The 14,849-nt window shown below is 61.5% G+C and carries 15 protein-coding genes; 10 read left to right on the top strand and 5 right to left on the bottom strand.

The window, feature by feature from the left end; genetic code table 11:
• Positions 1-373: 373 nt before the first annotated feature.
• The 3 genes from QRN04_RS08735 to QRN04_RS08725 all read left to right on the top strand — a co-directional run bounded on the left by QRN04_RS08735 (position 374) and on the right by QRN04_RS08725 (position 3,347).
• Positions 374-1,825, top strand: a complete 1,452-nt coding sequence (locus tag QRN04_RS08735; RefSeq protein WP_502868777.1) for an HNH endonuclease — start codon at positions 374-376, stop codon at positions 1,823-1,825.
• 212 nt (positions 1,826-2,037) lie between these two features.
• Positions 2,038-2,592 carry an RNA polymerase sigma factor gene (locus QRN04_RS08730; protein ID WP_284975628.1) on the top strand — a complete coding sequence of 185 codons (555 nt, stop codon included), beginning with the start codon at positions 2,038-2,040 and terminating at the stop codon, positions 2,590-2,592.
• A complete protein-coding gene (locus QRN04_RS08725) occupies positions 2,589-3,347 on the top strand; it encodes a hypothetical protein (RefSeq protein ID WP_284975627.1) in 759 nt (252 codons plus the stop codon). The genes QRN04_RS08730 and QRN04_RS08725 overlap by 4 nt, the downstream gene beginning before the upstream one ends.
• On the opposite strand, the gene QRN04_RS08720 is transcribed toward QRN04_RS08725, so the two are convergent.
• Genes QRN04_RS08720 through acs form a run of 4 tightly spaced genes read right to left on the bottom strand, consistent with a single transcriptional unit; the run spans position 3,344 to position 8,470 of the window.
• The gene (locus tag QRN04_RS08720) at positions 3,344-3,838 is read right to left on the bottom strand and encodes a CoA-binding protein (protein ID WP_284975626.1); all 495 of its coding nucleotides are present in this window, start codon (positions 3,836-3,838) and stop codon (positions 3,344-3,346) included. The two genes, QRN04_RS08725 and QRN04_RS08720, sit on opposite strands and share 4 nt — an antisense overlap.
• On the bottom strand, positions 3,835-5,145 hold the full coding sequence (locus QRN04_RS08715; protein ID WP_284975625.1) for an O-acetylhomoserine aminocarboxypropyltransferase/cysteine synthase family protein: 1,311 nt from the start codon (positions 5,143-5,145) through the stop codon (positions 3,835-3,837). Before QRN04_RS08715 ends, QRN04_RS08720 begins: the two co-directional genes overlap by 4 nt.
• Positions 5,145-6,353: a dimethylsulfone monooxygenase SfnG gene (gene sfnG / locus QRN04_RS08710; protein WP_284975624.1), complete on the bottom strand. Its 1,209-nt coding sequence runs from the start codon at positions 6,351-6,353 to the stop codon at positions 5,145-5,147. The genes QRN04_RS08715 and sfnG overlap by 1 nt, the downstream gene beginning before the upstream one ends.
• Positions 6,350-8,470 carry an acetate--CoA ligase gene (gene acs / locus QRN04_RS08705; RefSeq protein WP_284975623.1) on the bottom strand — a complete coding sequence of 707 codons (2,121 nt, stop codon included), beginning with the start codon at positions 8,468-8,470 and terminating at the stop codon, positions 6,350-6,352. Before acs ends, sfnG begins: the two co-directional genes overlap by 4 nt.
• A 290-nt stretch (positions 8,471-8,760) precedes the next feature.
• Between acs and QRN04_RS08700 the strand changes: the two genes are divergently transcribed.
• From QRN04_RS08700 to QRN04_RS08670, 7 genes are all read left to right on the top strand, one after another.
• Positions 8,761-9,186 carry a CoA-binding protein gene (locus tag QRN04_RS08700; RefSeq protein WP_284975622.1) on the top strand — a complete coding sequence of 142 codons (426 nt, stop codon included), beginning with the start codon at positions 8,761-8,763 and terminating at the stop codon, positions 9,184-9,186.
• A 64-nt stretch (positions 9,187-9,250) separates the two neighbouring features.
• A complete protein-coding gene (locus QRN04_RS08695; RefSeq protein WP_284975621.1) occupies positions 9,251-10,084 on the top strand; it encodes a polysaccharide deacetylase family protein in 834 nt (277 codons plus the stop codon).
• Positions 10,085-10,125: 41 nt separating this feature from the next.
• Positions 10,126-10,539, top strand: coding sequence for an MmcQ/YjbR family DNA-binding protein (locus QRN04_RS08690; protein WP_284975620.1), 414 nt, complete (start codon positions 10,126-10,128; stop codon positions 10,537-10,539).
• Between the two features lie 199 nt (positions 10,540-10,738).
• On the top strand, positions 10,739-12,148 hold the full coding sequence (gene ngcE, locus QRN04_RS08685; RefSeq protein WP_284975619.1) for an N-acetylglucosamine/diacetylchitobiose ABC transporter substrate-binding protein: 1,410 nt from the start codon (positions 10,739-10,741) through the stop codon (positions 12,146-12,148).
• 5 nt (positions 12,149-12,153) lie between these two features.
• The gene (locus QRN04_RS08680) at positions 12,154-13,098 is read left to right on the top strand and encodes a carbohydrate ABC transporter permease (protein WP_284975629.1); all 945 of its coding nucleotides are present in this window, start codon (positions 12,154-12,156) and stop codon (positions 13,096-13,098) included.
• The gene (locus QRN04_RS08675; protein ID WP_284975618.1) at positions 13,098-13,991 is read left to right on the top strand and encodes a carbohydrate ABC transporter permease; all 894 of its coding nucleotides are present in this window, start codon (positions 13,098-13,100) and stop codon (positions 13,989-13,991) included. Before QRN04_RS08680 ends, QRN04_RS08675 begins: the two co-directional genes overlap by 1 nt.
• Before the next feature lie 140 nt (positions 13,992-14,131).
• Positions 14,132-14,455, top strand: coding sequence for a putative quinol monooxygenase (locus tag QRN04_RS08670; RefSeq protein WP_284975617.1), 324 nt, complete (start codon positions 14,132-14,134; stop codon positions 14,453-14,455).
• On the opposite strand, the gene QRN04_RS08665 is transcribed toward QRN04_RS08670, so the two are convergent.
• Entirely contained in the window at positions 14,452-14,745 is a 294-nt protein-coding gene (locus QRN04_RS08665; RefSeq protein ID WP_284975616.1) for a DUF503 domain-containing protein, read from the bottom strand. The two genes, QRN04_RS08670 and QRN04_RS08665, sit on opposite strands and share 4 nt — an antisense overlap.
• Positions 14,746-14,849: the final 104 nt, after the last annotated feature.

Raw genomic sequence — 14,849 nt, 5'->3', positions numbered from 1 at the left:
CCATCAAGAACCACTCAGGTGTTCGATCAGGACATGATCAGGAAAAGCTCAAGAACCCACTACCCAGGCAAACCACCCGGCTGATCCGGGTTGTGCGTCGGGTCCGGGTGCGGGGGAATGACCCCAGGATCGGGCACGGGCGATGGGCCCGGGGTGGGGTTGGGGCTTGGCGGGAACGGTGTTGTGGGGTCTGGCGGCGGTGTCACCGGCCCGGGATCCGGGGGGAATGGGTCAGGCTCGTGCTGCGGAGGAAGCGTCATCATCTCTCCTTGATAGGCCTTGGAGTTGGTATGAGCAGCCTACTCCTGTTGGGTTTTCCACATAGGAGAAATCGGCGCTGATTTTGACTACTGCGCTCTGGAAGAGTGGAGCCATGGAGGAGATGAGGAGCGGTCAGGGGGCGCCAGCCGGGTCGGCGTTGGGGCTGGGTTGTTCTATCGGGGATCTCATCAGTGCTCTTGGTGCGTTGACGCTGGCATCTGAAACTCCCGCGCTCATTGATGAGCTGGCTTGCCTTGAAGACCTGAAGTCTGCCATCGCTGCACGACAAGCCAGGGTCGCTGTGGCGTTTGATCTTGCCCATCGGCGCGAACAGGCCCTGGTAGGTGTCCCGGCATCGGAGCAAGGCCAAGATGTTGGCGCGCAGCTTGCTTTGGCCAGGCGGGAGTCCCCGAACCGGGGTTCCTGGCTCCTCGGTCTGGCGAAAGCCTTGGTGTCGGAGATGCCGCGGACCATGGCCGCGCTGGAAAAGGGTTTGTTGAGTGAGTGGCGGGCAACCCTTCTGGTCAAGGAAACTGCATGTTTGAGCGTGGCAGACCGTTGTGCCGTGGACGAGGAGCTCGCGCCGGATACCGGGACGTTCGACGGCGCCGGGGACAGGGCGATCGCCTCTGCGGTGAAAGCCGCAGCGTACCGGCGGGATCCGCGCTCGGTCACGCAACGTGCCAGTCGCGCCGCCGCCGAGCGAAGGGTGACCTTGCGCCCAGCACCGGACACGATGACCTACTTGACCGCCTTGCTCCCAGCCGCACAAGGCGTCGCAGCCTATGCCGCCCTAACCCTGCAAGCCAACTCGGTCCGTGCCAGTGGTCCCCGCTCCGAGGGTGATGCCATGTCCCAAGGACAGCTCATGGCCGACACACTGGTCGAACGCCTCACCGGGACCCCGGGCGGGATCAGCAGTGTCGAAGTCCAGCTGGTCATGACGGACCGAGCCTTGCTCCGTGGCGACAGCGAACCGGCAAGGCTCGCGGGCTACGGAACAGTCCCCGCGAAATGGGCCAGGGTTCTCGTTGGGGCTGAAGGTGCACGGCGTAAGGCTAAACGTGTAAGGCGTACCGCTGAAGGGTCTGCCTGCGCCGCACCGAATCCCGAGCGGGCGATTGCTGGGCCGGAACAGGAGGGCGACGATCCGGGCTTCGCCGTTTATCTCCGTCGGCTCTACACAGCACCGAGCACCGGTGAACTCGTCGCCATGGACAGCAAGGCAAGGTTCTTCCCGGCTATGTTGCGTCGTTTCATCGAGGCCCGGGACAACACCTGCCGCACGCCGTACTGCGACGCGCCGATCAGACATATCGATCACATCTTCCCCTGGCACGCAGGCGGCAAAACCACGCTTGCCAACGGCGCCGGGCTCTGCGAAGCGTGCAACCACACCAAGGAAGGGGCCGGTTGGACCGCCCGGCCCGTCATTCCGACGTCGTCCGGAAGCATCCATACTTTCTACGTGACAACGCCCACCGGCCATCACTACCGGTCCAAGGCCGCGCCTCTGCCTGGGCACTATTCTCAGAAAGTACCTAGCTTTACAGAAAGTACCTAGCTTTTCAGAAAGTACCTAGCTCCGAGTAACCCTTTGGCGCGCGCCGGCGATTACGTGATTGAACGGGCCAAGCTGGAATTTGTCCCCCATCATGTTCCAGCTTGGCCCTTCTTGTCTCCGGGAACTACCCTAGGTGGAGTCGTCCGCCGGTCAAACGGCGGTTGGCTTGGCCTCCCCAGCCATGGAACTGCCGCCGATCGAAAGTCCCTTCCGTGACCGACGCATTGACCGACGAGGCGCTGGAAGCGCTCAAGGGCGATCAAGCAGAACTGTTCAGCGCGGTGTACAGGACTTTCGCGGGTCCGGTCCTCGGTTACCTGACAGCCAAGGGTGTGGCGGATCCCGAAGCGGGCATGCAGGAGGTCTTTTTAGCTGTTCTACCCCGGCTCGCGGACATCAGTGGTGGCATGGGCGGTCTCCGCACGTTCATTTTCTCCGTAGCCCATGCACGGATGGTGGACGAGCACCGGAAACAGAGCAGGACACCGGAACACCACGAATTTGAACCTGAACGAGATCCGCGGGAATCCAGGTCAGCGGAGTCGGAAGCGATGCACCTTATGGCGCCCGGCGAGGTGATGGAGCTCTTGGCTTACCTCAATGATGACCAGCGGGAGGTCCTGATCCTCCGTATCATCGCTGGTCTCACTGTGGAGCAGGTGGCGGGAATTTTAGGCAAGTCCGCAGGAGCAGTGAAGCAACTGCAGCGACGGGCACTTATTGTGCTCCGTGAGAATTCAGCAGTAAAGGAATACGTTTCGCTATGACAAACACGAAAGGCGAACGTTTGGAGATCATTGACGAGCTCCTGGTCGACGCCGGTTTCCCGGATGGTTGCGAAATGAGGCAGACGCTGTTTTCGCTCGGATCCCTCGCCTCGCTTCCGACGCCCGCTCCAAGGCCAGAGCTTGCTTCGATGCTGGCAGGCACCACGGACGAACTTGCCAAGCGCCGCTGGCGTCCGAAGCACCGGACCGCCGTCGTGGGTGTTGCGGTGATCGCCGCCATGGGCCTCGGTGCCGGTGGCGTCGCTGCCGCCAGTTCCGGCTTTCCCCGTGACCCGTCTTTTGTGGAGAAGCTCCTAGGCCGTCTGGTGCCGCATTCCACGTCAGAAGTGCCTGCACTGCCCTTGCACGATGAGCCTAAGATCAGCACTGAGCCAGCGCCGACGGTGCACCCTGCGACGGTTCCGGCCGTGCCTACCCTTCCGGCAAACCCCACCACGCAGACGGGCCCGGCAGCGGTTGGCGGCACTACGCCTCCAGCAGCGCAGCCTCACATGTCCAGCAAACCCGGAGCCGTCGCGGACCCGTCAAAGCCTCAAGCGCCGCCGGCGCCTGTGGGCAGGGCCGCGCAATCGGCGTTGGAGCCGTCCGCTCAAGAGCTGAAGGCTATGCTCGTTCCCAAACCGCTGCCGATTTCCAAGCCGGACCTGCTCAAAACGGTGCTGACCCCCGAACGCGTCGGACGCGAAGGACTCCAAACCCCGGGCGCGACCATAGCCGGGACGACGAGGCGCTAGGCGAGAACCTGGCGCTTGGAGGATATGACCCCGGTGTCGAAACCGGCTAGGTGAAGTCCGCCGTGGAAGCGGGCATGTTCGATCTTCACGCATCGATCCATGACGACATTGAGCCCAGCAGACTCGGCATCCCGGGCAACGCCCTCATGCCATGAGCCCAACTGCAGCCAGAGTGTCTTGGTGCCCGCCGCGATGGCCTCGTCCAGGACGCCGGGGAGGTCCTCGTGCTTGCGGAAGACGTCAACAATATCCGGGGACTCGGGAAGGTCCGCCAGCGAAGCATAGGTTGGTTGGCCGAGGATTTCCTTCACCACGGGGTTCACGAAGTACAACTTGTACCGCGTGGATGACTGCAAGTAGGTAGCCACGAAGTAGCTTGCCCGGGACGGCTTGTCCGAGGCGCCGACTATCGCGACTGACTTGGCCTGCCTCAGGAGCGAGAGGCGTTCGGGAGCAGAGGGCCCCTGCCAGGTACGTTCAGTGGTGCTCATGCCTTTAACTCCAATGCTGCAGGCGACTGCGCCTCGGTTAGTGCCTGGTCGAGGTCCCAAAGAATGTCATCGAGGTCTTCAAGTCCAACGGAGATACGGACCAGGTCCTCCGGAACACCCGCCGACTCAAGTTGCTCCGCGTTGAGTTGTTGGTGGGTAGTTGAACCGGGGTGGATGACGAGCGTGCGGGAATCACCCACGTTGGCCAGATGGGAAGCCAGTTGCAACGACTCGATGAACCTTTGCCCAGCGGACCGTCCGCCAACAACGCCAAAGGAGAACACAGAACCCGGTCCCTTCGGCAGGTACTTTTGTGCCCGTTCGAAATGCGGGTGGGACGGCAGGCCGGAGTAGTTCACATAAGCTACCCGAGGATCGGCGTCGAGCCATTCCGCAACGGCTTGTGCGTTCTTCAGGTGTTCGTCCAGGCGCTGGGGGAGGGTCTCAACGCCTTGCAGTAGTTGGAAAGCCGACAAGGGCGAAAGAGCCGGGCCGATGTCGCGCAAGTGTTCGCAGCGCAGTTTGGTGAGGAATCCGTACTCGCCGAAGTTGCCCCACCAGGAAACGTTTCCGTAGGACGGCACGGGTTCGGTCATCATGGGGAACTTGCCGTTGCCCCAGTTGAATCGGCCGCTCTCCACGATCACGCCGCCCAACGTGGTGCCGTGTCCACCGAGGAACTTGGTTGCCGAGTGGATCACGATATCCGCCCCGTGCTCAAAAGGGCGCACCAGATATGGCGTGCTCAAGGTGGCGTCGACTACCAGCGGGATGCCGGCGTCGTGAGCTACCTTGGCCAGCCCCGCGAGGTCTTGGACTTCCGACGATGGGTTGGCCACCACCTCCACGAACAAGGCCTTCGTGTTTTCTCGGATGGCCGCGGCGTAGTCCGCAGGGTCGGTTCCGGGGACGAACGTGGTGTCCACGCCGAAGCGGCGAAGGGAAACGTCCAGCTGCGTCACTGTTCCGCCGTACAGCTGGGAGGCGGCCACAATGTGGTCGCCGGACTGGGTCAGTGCGGCGAACGTGATGAACTCAGCGGCCATGCCCGACGACGTTGCTACCGCCCCGATGCCGCCCTCAAGGGACGCGATGCGTTCCTCGAAAGCTGCGACGGTGGGGTTGCCGATGCGCGAGTAGATGTTGCCGTACTTCTGCAAGGCGAAAAGGCTGGCGGCGTCGTTGGTGTCCTTGAAGACAAATGATGTCGACTGGTAGATCGGCACGGCCCGGGCTCCGTGTTCGGCGTCGGGGGTACCGCCGGCATGCAGGGCCCGGGTGCGGAAACCGAAAGTGCGGTCGGCCATCAGACGGCCACCGTCTCGGGGACGGGGGAGCTGGACGCAACCGGTGTGGAGGAGAGGTCCAGTTCGGCACCGTTCTTGCGAGCGAGGTCCGCCTCGAGTTCACGGACGATCGGCAGGACGTCCTGGCCGAATGCAGCGATTTCTTCCTGGAAATGCAGGTAGCCGGTGAGGAACAGGTTCACCCCGATCTTCTTGTATTCGACGATCCTCTCGGCAATCTGCTCCGGGGTTCCGATCAGTTGGGTTTTGAAGCCGTCGTTGTACTGGACCAGGTCTTCAAAGGTGGAGTCGGCCCACATGCCCTTGCCGTCCTTAGTGGATGCACCGGCTTCCTGGACGGCATCCCGGAAACCCTGAACTGCCGGCTTGTGTGCTTTCTCCACGATTTCGCGGAGGGTATCGCGGGCTTCCTTCTCTGAATCCCGGGCGATGACGAAGCCGTTGAGGCCAAACTTCGGAGCAGCGAGCGCTCCTTCAGTCCCACGCTTCGTCTCGCCGGATGCCGCCACGACTCCGGCGATGTTCTCCTTGAAGCCTTCAAGGTCCTTGCCGTTGGAGAAATACCAGTCGGCCACGCGGCCGGCGGTAGCCTGCGCCGCCGTCGAGTTCCCACCGAAGAAGATCTCGGGGTGGGCGCGGCCCGGCACGTCTACGGGGGCAGGGTTCAGGGTGAAGTCGGTGATGTTGTAGTACTTGCCGTCCTGGCTGTAGCCCTGCTCGGTCCACAGGCCGCGGAGTACCTTGATGAACTCTTCGGTGCGGACGTAGCGTTCGTCGTGCTCGAGCCATTCGAGTCCGAAATTGGTGAACTCGCTTTTGAGCCAGCCGGAAACGATGTTGACGGCGGCCCGGCCGTTGGAGATGTGGTCGGCGGTGATGATGTATTTAGCCAGGACCCCGGGGTGCCACATGCCCGGGTGGACGGCGGCGATGACTTTGAGGCGTTCGGTCGCAGCCAGGAGCGCGAGGCTGAAGGAAGTGGCTTCGTGCTGCTTGTCGGCGCCATACGACGCCGCGTAGCGGGTCTGCGTCAGGGCGTATTCAAACCCGGAGTTCTCCGCAATACGGGCCAACTTTTTGTTGTAGTCGAAGTCCCAACCAGTGCGTTGTTCGATAGTGGACACCACCAGGCCGCCGGAGACGTTGGGGACCCAATAGGCAAACTTGAGCGGTTCGGACAGCCGGGCAACGTTGCTGATCTCGGTCATGAATTTTCCTTTTCTAGGGCCCGCTTGCGCAGGACGTCCTGGATGCCGGCGATTGCCGGTTCGTTCTGTAGCGAGGTGGTGTCGCCCAGGGCGGTCCCCTCGAAGAGCTGGGTCAAAAGGCGGCGCATGATCTTGCCGCTGCGGGTCTTGGGCACGTCGGGAACCACGACGACGTCGCGTGGCTTGGCGATGGGGCCGATTGCCTTGGCGACGTGGTTGCGCAGGTTGTGCGCGACTTCCGCTTCCAGCTCACCGGAAGGCTCACTGATAGCCCCGCTTCGCAGCACGACGAACGCGACCACGGCGTGTCCGGTGGTGGGATCGGCCACGGGACAGACGCCGGCTTCCACGACGTCGGGGTGGGACACGAGTGCGGACTCGATCTCGATGGTGGAGAGCAAATGTCCGGAGACGTTGAGCGTGTCGTCCACCCGCCCGAGGATCCAGATATCGCCGTCGGAATCGTATTTGGCGCCGTCGCCGGCAAGGAACCAGCCCTGGTTCGCGTACTGGCTCCAGTACGAATCGAAGTAGCGGCGCGGGTTGCCCCACACAGTCCGCGCGATGGCGGGACCGGGGCGGTCCACCACGATGAAACCTTGGACGCCGGGCTTGGTGGTCTCACCGTGGGAGTCCACCACCCGAACGCTTACTCCTGGGAGGGCTCGGGCGGCGCAACCGGGTTTGAACGACGTGTCAGTTGGAGAGGGCGACATAATGGTCGCGCCCGTCTCGGACTGCCACCATGTATCCACCATGGGCGCCGTACCCCCACCGAGGTTGTCCCGCAACCAGCGCCAGGCCTCCGGATTCACGGCCTCTCCCACGGTTCCCAGGAGGCGGATGGACGAGAGATCGTAACTATCCGGCACTCCATCGGGGAACCAGCCCATGAGGGAGCGAACCAGTGTGGGCGCGGTGTAATACTGCGTGACTTTGTAGCGTTCGATGATCTCGAGGTGCCTGCCCGGGTGCGGGGTGTTGGGCGTGCCTTCGAAGATGACCTGGGTAGCGCCGTTGGAGAGCGGCCCGTAGATCTCGTACGTGTGGGCGGTGACCCAAGCGAGGTCCGCGGTGCACCAATGGACGTCCCGGTGACGCAACGCGGGATCCGGATTGCTGAAAAGGTGCTCGAAACTCCACGAGGCCTGGGTGAGGTAGCCACCGGAAGTGTGGACCAAGCCCTTCGGTTTCCCGGTGGTTCCGGAGGTGTACATGATGAACAGGGGAGTCTCGGCGTCGAACGCAATCGGTTCGTGAACCTCGGAGGCGGTATCGACGACGTCGTGCCACCAGACGTCGCGGCCTTCAACCATGGTGACGTCGGCCAGTTCGGCGCGGGGTGTGGTCCTGTTGATGACCAGCACCCGTTCGATGGCATTGTCACCCTCGACGGCGGCATCGGCGTTCGCTTTGACCGGAACCGCAGTGCCACGGCGGTACTGCCCGTCCGTGGTGACGAGTAGTTTTGCCTGGGTGTCCTCCACCCGGAAGCGCAGCGCTTCAGCCGAGAATCCCCCGAAGACCAGCGAATGGATGGCGCCGATCCGGGCCACGGCCAGGGTGATGATCACCGTCTCGGGAATGACCGGCAGGTAGATGACCACGCGATCGCCCTTGGTGATTCCAAGGTCCAGTAAGGCGTTGGCGGCTTTGGAAACTTCGCGCTGGAGTTGGGCGTAGGTGATGGCTCGGCGGTCTCCCGGTTCGCCTTCAAAGTAGAGGGCGACTTTGTCACCCTTTCCGGCCAGCACGTGCCGGTCCACGCAGTTATACGCAACGTTCAGTTTGCCGCCGTCGAACCACTTGATCTCCGGACCCTGACCGGCCTGGACATCAAGGGGTTTCCAACTATGTGCCGTATGCCAAGGCGCTGCCCAGTGCAGGCGACGCGCTTGTGCTTCCCAGAAAGCTACATTGGAGCCGCTTGAATCGAAACCGCCGTGACGCGCCCGCCCGCCGAAGCCAGCGCCGTGCACGGCGCTGTCCGCGTGCTCAATCGAGGACCATCCCGAAGAGCCGTGAAATGAGCCGGGCGCGTCAAGCAGCCCTGCTTCAGAGGCCGTCGCGTCCGAAGTGGTTGGTGAAAATTGTGATGCGGTTGTAGCAGAAGACATGCCAAAAACACTCCATGTCCTGGGGTTGGCAAGCACCACTCTGAGACAGCCGACGCTAGGGGTGGTCGCCCTCGTTTCAAGCTGTTGTTCGCTTGTGTTGCCTGCTGCGGCGTCACTGATCCAGGAATCTCGGCCGCTGGGATGGTCGTTCCCTACTAAAGCTGATCAGTCAGTTGGTGCAAAATTGGCCGGTAGGGATGCGTAATATTCGCCGGACACCGACTTCGCGCACTTGCCGCCGCAGATTATTCGGCTGATCGATCCTGCGCTGTCAGGAGTAGGCTTGAGTCATGGTGCACGTCAACGATCCGGCCGTCGTGGAGCGGCTGATGCGAACAAAGGGCACGTGGGCGATCGTCGGGCTAAGCACCAACGAATGGCGCTCGGCGTACGATGTATCGCTCTACGTCAGGGACAGGATGGGCATGCAGATCATCCCCGTCAATCTCAAAGGCGAAGACGTGCATGGCGAAAAGGGCTACAAAACCCTGGCCGAGATTCCCGCCCGGAATCATCCCATCGACGTCGTTGACTGCTTCGTCAATTCCCAGCGCGTCGGCGCCGTCGTGGACCAAGCCATCGCCGTCGGAGCCAAGGCTTTGTGGCTCCAACTCGGCGTTTTTGATGAGGCGGCCACCCGGCGCGCCAAAGAAGCATGGCTCGATGTCGTGGTCAACTCCTGCCCCGCGCGGGAAGGGTGGCATTACGGCTTGTAGTTCTTCCGACTTTTTCGTCTGCTAAGGTGCAGCTGATTCATTCCTCCAGCCCCCGGGGACAACCATGTGCGACGACCACTCTGTGGTGCCATCTTCCACGCCTACCAGACGCGCGATTCTGGGTGCCTTCGGCACCTCGGTTGTTGCCGGCCTGACGGCCTGCACGTCACCGTCGCAGCCGCCTCAGCGGCCGACGTCGGCGGCCTCGCCGGTTGTGGCGCAAAGTTCAGCCCCCACTCCAAGCCCCACCGGCACGAAGCGGGTCCGTCGGACCTTCATCCCGGACTACCAACTCCCGCCAGTGGTCGGGGGCCTGGCTCCGGTCATCACCAAAATCCCGACCAAGAATCCGGTAGTGTTCCTGACCATCGACGACGGCGCGGTCAAGTCGCCCAAGTCGGTGCAGCTGTTGGCTGAGTACGACTACCCTGCAACCCTGTTCTTGACCAAGAACACCATCGCGGACAACCCCGGCTTCTTCAAGGCGTTCCATGCACAGGGAAGCCTGGTGGAAAACCACACGGTCACGCACAACGTGAACATGGTGCGGCAGTGGGGTTACCAGCAACAGTTAAACGACATCGCGGGGATGCAGGACTATGCCACGCAGCAGTTCGGGCGGCGCCCAACCCTGTTCCGGCCGCCAGGTGGGGCCTACTCCACTGTGATGCGCCGGGCCGTCGCCTCTGCAGGGTTGAAAGCGGTCATCACGTGGGAAGCGAAAGCCAACGCTGGAAAAATGGACTACCAGGTGGGCAACTCCCTGCGTCCGGGCGACATTGTCCTGATGCACTTCAGGCCGGAGTTCGCCGCAGACTTTGCGGCTTTCCGAGCGGCCCAGTTGGCGGCCGGGCTCGAAGTGGTGCTGCTCGAGGATTTCCTCGGCGTTGCCCAGTAGCGTTGCCCAGTAGCGACTGGAGCCCGCTGTAGGCTCTCCCCATGGACGTTTCCCGGCTCCGCGAAATCTGTTTAAGCTTTCCGGGGGCCTTCGAGGATTTCCCCTTTGGGCCCGAGACGTCTGTGTTCAAGGTGCGGGCCGCCGTCGCCGGTGGCGCCCGGCACGAGGCCAAGATGTTCGCCCTCTCCGCGATGGATCCGGAGAATTGGTCGGTGAGCTTGAAGTGCGAGCCGGCGTTGGCTGAGCAGCTCCGAGCCGCCCACCCCGAAATCGCCGGGGCTTGGCACATGAACAAAACCCACTGGAACGGTGTGCGGTTGGACGGCGCCCTGCCCGATGACATGGTCCGCGACATGGTGGAGGATTCTTACGATCTCGTGGTTGCCACCCTGAGCCGCAAGCAGCAGGAACAGCTGGGTTGGGCAAGGCTCTCGCGGGCCGCCGAAAGGCTCTGACGGACTATTTCAACCCTCCGCCGAAAGATCACGCTTTGACAAATGTTGATCGAAACTGGCCCGAAATATTGATTTTCAATCACCCGTGGTGAAGTATGTCACACGAAGGTTGGTGCTGCCAGAGCGCCAACCCAGACTGTCTGACTGAACGGCCGCTGCCGCGCCAGTCGACATAAACGAGTCACTGGAGGGTTTGGAAATGAACGTTCAGCATCAGTCTGTTGGCCGCCGCGGATTCCTGCGCGGGGCACTCGCTGCAGCAGTCCTCGTTCCCATGGGAGGCTCCCTTGCCTCCTGCGCGGGGAGCGGCAGCAGCAGCAACGCCGGCCCCACGGGAGCTGTCTCTGACACCAACCCGTTCGGCATGGCCGACAAGGCCACTGTCGACGCCGTGATCTTCAAGGGCGGCTATGGCATCGATTACGTCGATTTCGCCGGCAAGGTCCTGGAAAAGAACCACTCCGGCTCCACCGCCAAAATATCGCCCTCCACGGACATCGCCCAAGAACTCCAGCCGCGCTTCGTTGGCGGCAATCCGCCGGACTTGATTGACAACTCCGGCGCCAAGGCCATCGGTTTCAGCACCATCCTGGCCCAACTGGAGGACCTTACCAGCGTGGTCGAGGCCAAGAACCTCGAAGGCAAGGTCATCAAGGACACGTTGTACACCGGTGTGTTGGCGCCAGGTACCTTCGACGGCAAATTGGCTGCGCTTAACTACGTGCTGACCGTCTATGCCATGTGGTACTCGGATTCACTACTGAAGGCCAATGGTTGGTCAGTCCCCAAAACGTGGGATGAAATGTATGCCCTCGGCGAGCAAGCCAAAGCCAAGGGAAAGTACCTGTTCGTGTGGGGCAAAGAAGCGGCGACGTATTATCAGGAGATGGCGATCGCCTCAGCTATCAAGGAAGGCGGCGACGACGTCCGCCTCGGGTTGGAAAACCTGAAGGCCGACTGCTGGTCCCACCCCGCGATCCAGTCCGTTTTCACGGCTTTGGAGAAGATCGTGAAAGCAGGCTACTTCAAGCCCGGTGGCTCCGGTACCCAGTTCACCGCGGCGCAGGCACAGTGGACCAACACCCAGGAAGCAGTGTTCTACCCATCGGGTTCTTGGATCGAAAACGAAATGAAGGACCAGACCAAGGCCGGCTTCAACATGACAGGCGCGCCGGTTCCCTCGGTGACTGCCAGCCCCAAGAAGCCATACACCTCTCTTCACAGCGCGGCCGGTGAGCCCTACGTTGTTCCGTCCCAGGGCAAGAACGTCGCAGGCGGCAAGGAGTTGCTCCGAGTGATGTTGTCCAAGGATGCCGCAACCAACTTCGCCAAGACCAAACTCGCCCCCACCATCGTCAAGGACACGGTTCCCGCAGACGGTTTCGGATCCACCGCCTTGGTCTCCCAAACCAAGTTGCTGAGCGACGCCGGCGAGAACATCTACACCTGGAATTTCATCGACCTTTACGGTACTAACAAGGACCAGCTGGTGGTGTGGAACACCTTCCTTGACGGGAAGTCGGACGTCGCCACCCTGACATCGGACCTCCAGAAGATCAGCGACAAGGTCCGTAACGACAGCTCGGTCAAGAAGATCGAAGTGAAGTGACTGCAATGAAACGCCGGCGCAAGCCGTTGACGTGGGACAAGATCAGCTTCTTTGCGGTGTTCCTTGGACTTCCGCTGGCAATCTATCTCCTTTTCGTGATCTGGCCTTTCGTCCAGGCCTTTGGGTACTCCCTGACTGACTGGTCAGGGTTCTCGCCCACACAGAACTTCATTGGGCTACAGAATTACACCAAGATCTTCACGGATGACATCTTCATGAAGGCCATGGGGAACAACGTCCTCCTGGTGATCTTCCTGCCGATCATCACCATTATCCTCAGCCTGATACTCGCATCCTTGGTAACAGTGGGTGGAAGCAGCAAAGGGCAGATCAAAGGTCTCAGGAACTCCAGCTTCTACAGGGTGGTCTCCTTCTTCCCCTACACGATTCCAGCGATCGCCATTGGAATCATGTGGGGCCAGATCTATGACCCCTCCGGAGGATTGTTGAACGGGTTGCTCAGGGGCGTTGGCCTGAATCAATTCAAGGACTTCGCTTGGCTGGGTGACAAAAGCACGGCCATGGTGGCCACGATGTTCGTGATCGTCTGGGGTTTTGTGGGCTTCTACATGGTGCTGTTCGTCGCTGGCATCAAAGGTATTCCGGCTGAGCTTTTCGAGGCGGCAAGGATCGACGGCGCCGGCCGTTTCCGCACCGCTGTTTCCATCACCATTCCCCTGATCCGCGACAACATCCAGACGGCGTACATCTACATGGGAATCCTGGCGCTGGACGCGTTTGTCTACATGGCCGCGCTTAACTCCGGGGGCGGCCCGGACAACTCCACCCTGGTTATGTCGCAGCAACTGTTCTTCACAGCGTTCAGCAAGGGCCAGTTCGGCTTGGCCAGCGCCATGGGAGTGGTACTGGCCTTGGCAACCCTGATCTTCTCCGGCCTGGTGTTCGTTGTTAATCGGCTCACTGGCGGAGACAAGGATGTGAGCCTGTAATGTCAACCAAAGTCTCAGCTCCGCAAATGAAGTCGCTGCACTTCCAACCGCGGACGCCGACTGCCACCACAAGCGACAGGCTAGTCGGCGCGGTCTCGCACACCGCGTTGACGATATGGACAGTTATCGTCATCCTTCCGTTGCTGTGGACGTTCATGTCCTCCTTCAAGACCTCGAACGAGATCTTCGCATCGCCGTTCTCCCTCCCGGGTGAATGGAGGTTCGACAACTACACCAGGGCTTGGAGCGAGGCAGGCATTGGAAGTGCCTTCCTCAACTCCATTGTGGTTGTCGCTGCGGCATTGGTGATCGTAATGGTGCTGGGTGCCATGTGCGCCTACGTGCTGGCCCGGTACACCTTTCCCGGCAGCAGGGCCATTTACTACCTGATGCTGGCCGGCCTGACGTTTCCGATCTTCCTGGCCATGGTGCCGCTGTTCTTTGTCCTGAAGAACATGGGTTTGCTGAACACCCTGCCCGGGCTGATCCTGGTTTACGTGGGCTTCGCGCTTCCGTTCACGGTGTTTTTCCTGTTCTCCTTCTTCAAGTCGCTGCCCCACGAAATTACCGAGGCGGCGGCCCTGGACGGAGCGGGGGAGTGGCGGACGTTCTTCCAGGTCATGCTGCCGATGGCCAAGCCCGGACTCGCGTCGGTTGCCATCTTTAACTTCCTCGGTTTGTGGAACCAGTTCCTCATTCCGGTGTCCATCAATGCAGCGGGCCCGCGCGTCCTTTCACAAGAACTCGCAGCCTTCGCCGGCCAGATGGGCTACGCCGTGGACTATGGCGCGCTGTTCGCAGCCGTCAGCGTCACCGTCATCCCTGTGCTCATTGTCTATGTGATCTTCCAGCGCCAATTGCAGGGTTCGGTCTCGCAGGGAACCTCCAAATAGGCACGACCCGGAAGTAGCACAACAAAGCCAAAACAGCGTTCGACGGCGGTCCTCACCTCACGGTGCGGGCCGCCGTCGGGTTTTCAGTTCTGAGGTGACAGGATGGAACGGTTCTGTAGTGCAACGAAAGGCAGCAGCCCGTGATCTTCATTGTGGTCAAGTTCCAGGTCAAGCGCGACTGGTCCGAACGTTGGCTGGACCTGGTGGCCGACTTCACCGAAGCGACCCGCGCCGAGCCCGGCAACCTGTGGTTCGACTGGTCGCGCAGCGTGGACAACCCCAACGAGTTCGTCCTCGTGGAAGCATTCCAGGACGACGCCGCTGAGGCCCACGTCAGCAGCGAACACTTCAAAAAGGCCATGGCGGACATGCCTCAGGCGTTGGTGGAGACTCCCCGTATCATCAGCCGGCAGATCGACGCCAGCGGATGGGACCGCATGGGTGAGCTGACCATCGCGTACTAATCCTCGCTGTGCAGTTCCCGCGGCCGCGCGCTGAGCAGCTCAAACTCAGGGCGGCCCGCCACGAACCGTTCAACGGCGTCGAGCACCTGCTGGAGATGGGCGTGGTCCGGGGCCACCAGCGCCGCGCCGATCAAGGCGCGGCGGTGTTGGTCCTGGAGGCCCGTCTCGGCCACCGAAACCTCGAAGCGCCGCTTGAGTTCAGCCAGCAGGGGCCGCACCAGCGAGCGCTTCTCTTTGAGGCTATGGACGTCCCCCATGAGGACATCGAATTCAATCCAACCGATCCACATAGTTCATTATTGTCATACCGACTTGATCGAATCTTGACACAACTCAGCAACACGTCTTGAGTTCTGCCCGGCAGTGTATGGAAGGGCGGCCGCATCCGGCCGTC

The sequence above is a fragment of the Arthrobacter sp. efr-133-TYG-104 genome, from assembly GCF_030208915.1.
In the GTDB taxonomy this organism is placed as follows: Bacteria; Actinomycetota; Actinomycetes; order Actinomycetales; family Micrococcaceae; genus Arthrobacter.
Note: the sequence above shows the minus strand (reverse complement) of the source record. Positions and strands in the feature narration are given on the sequence as shown.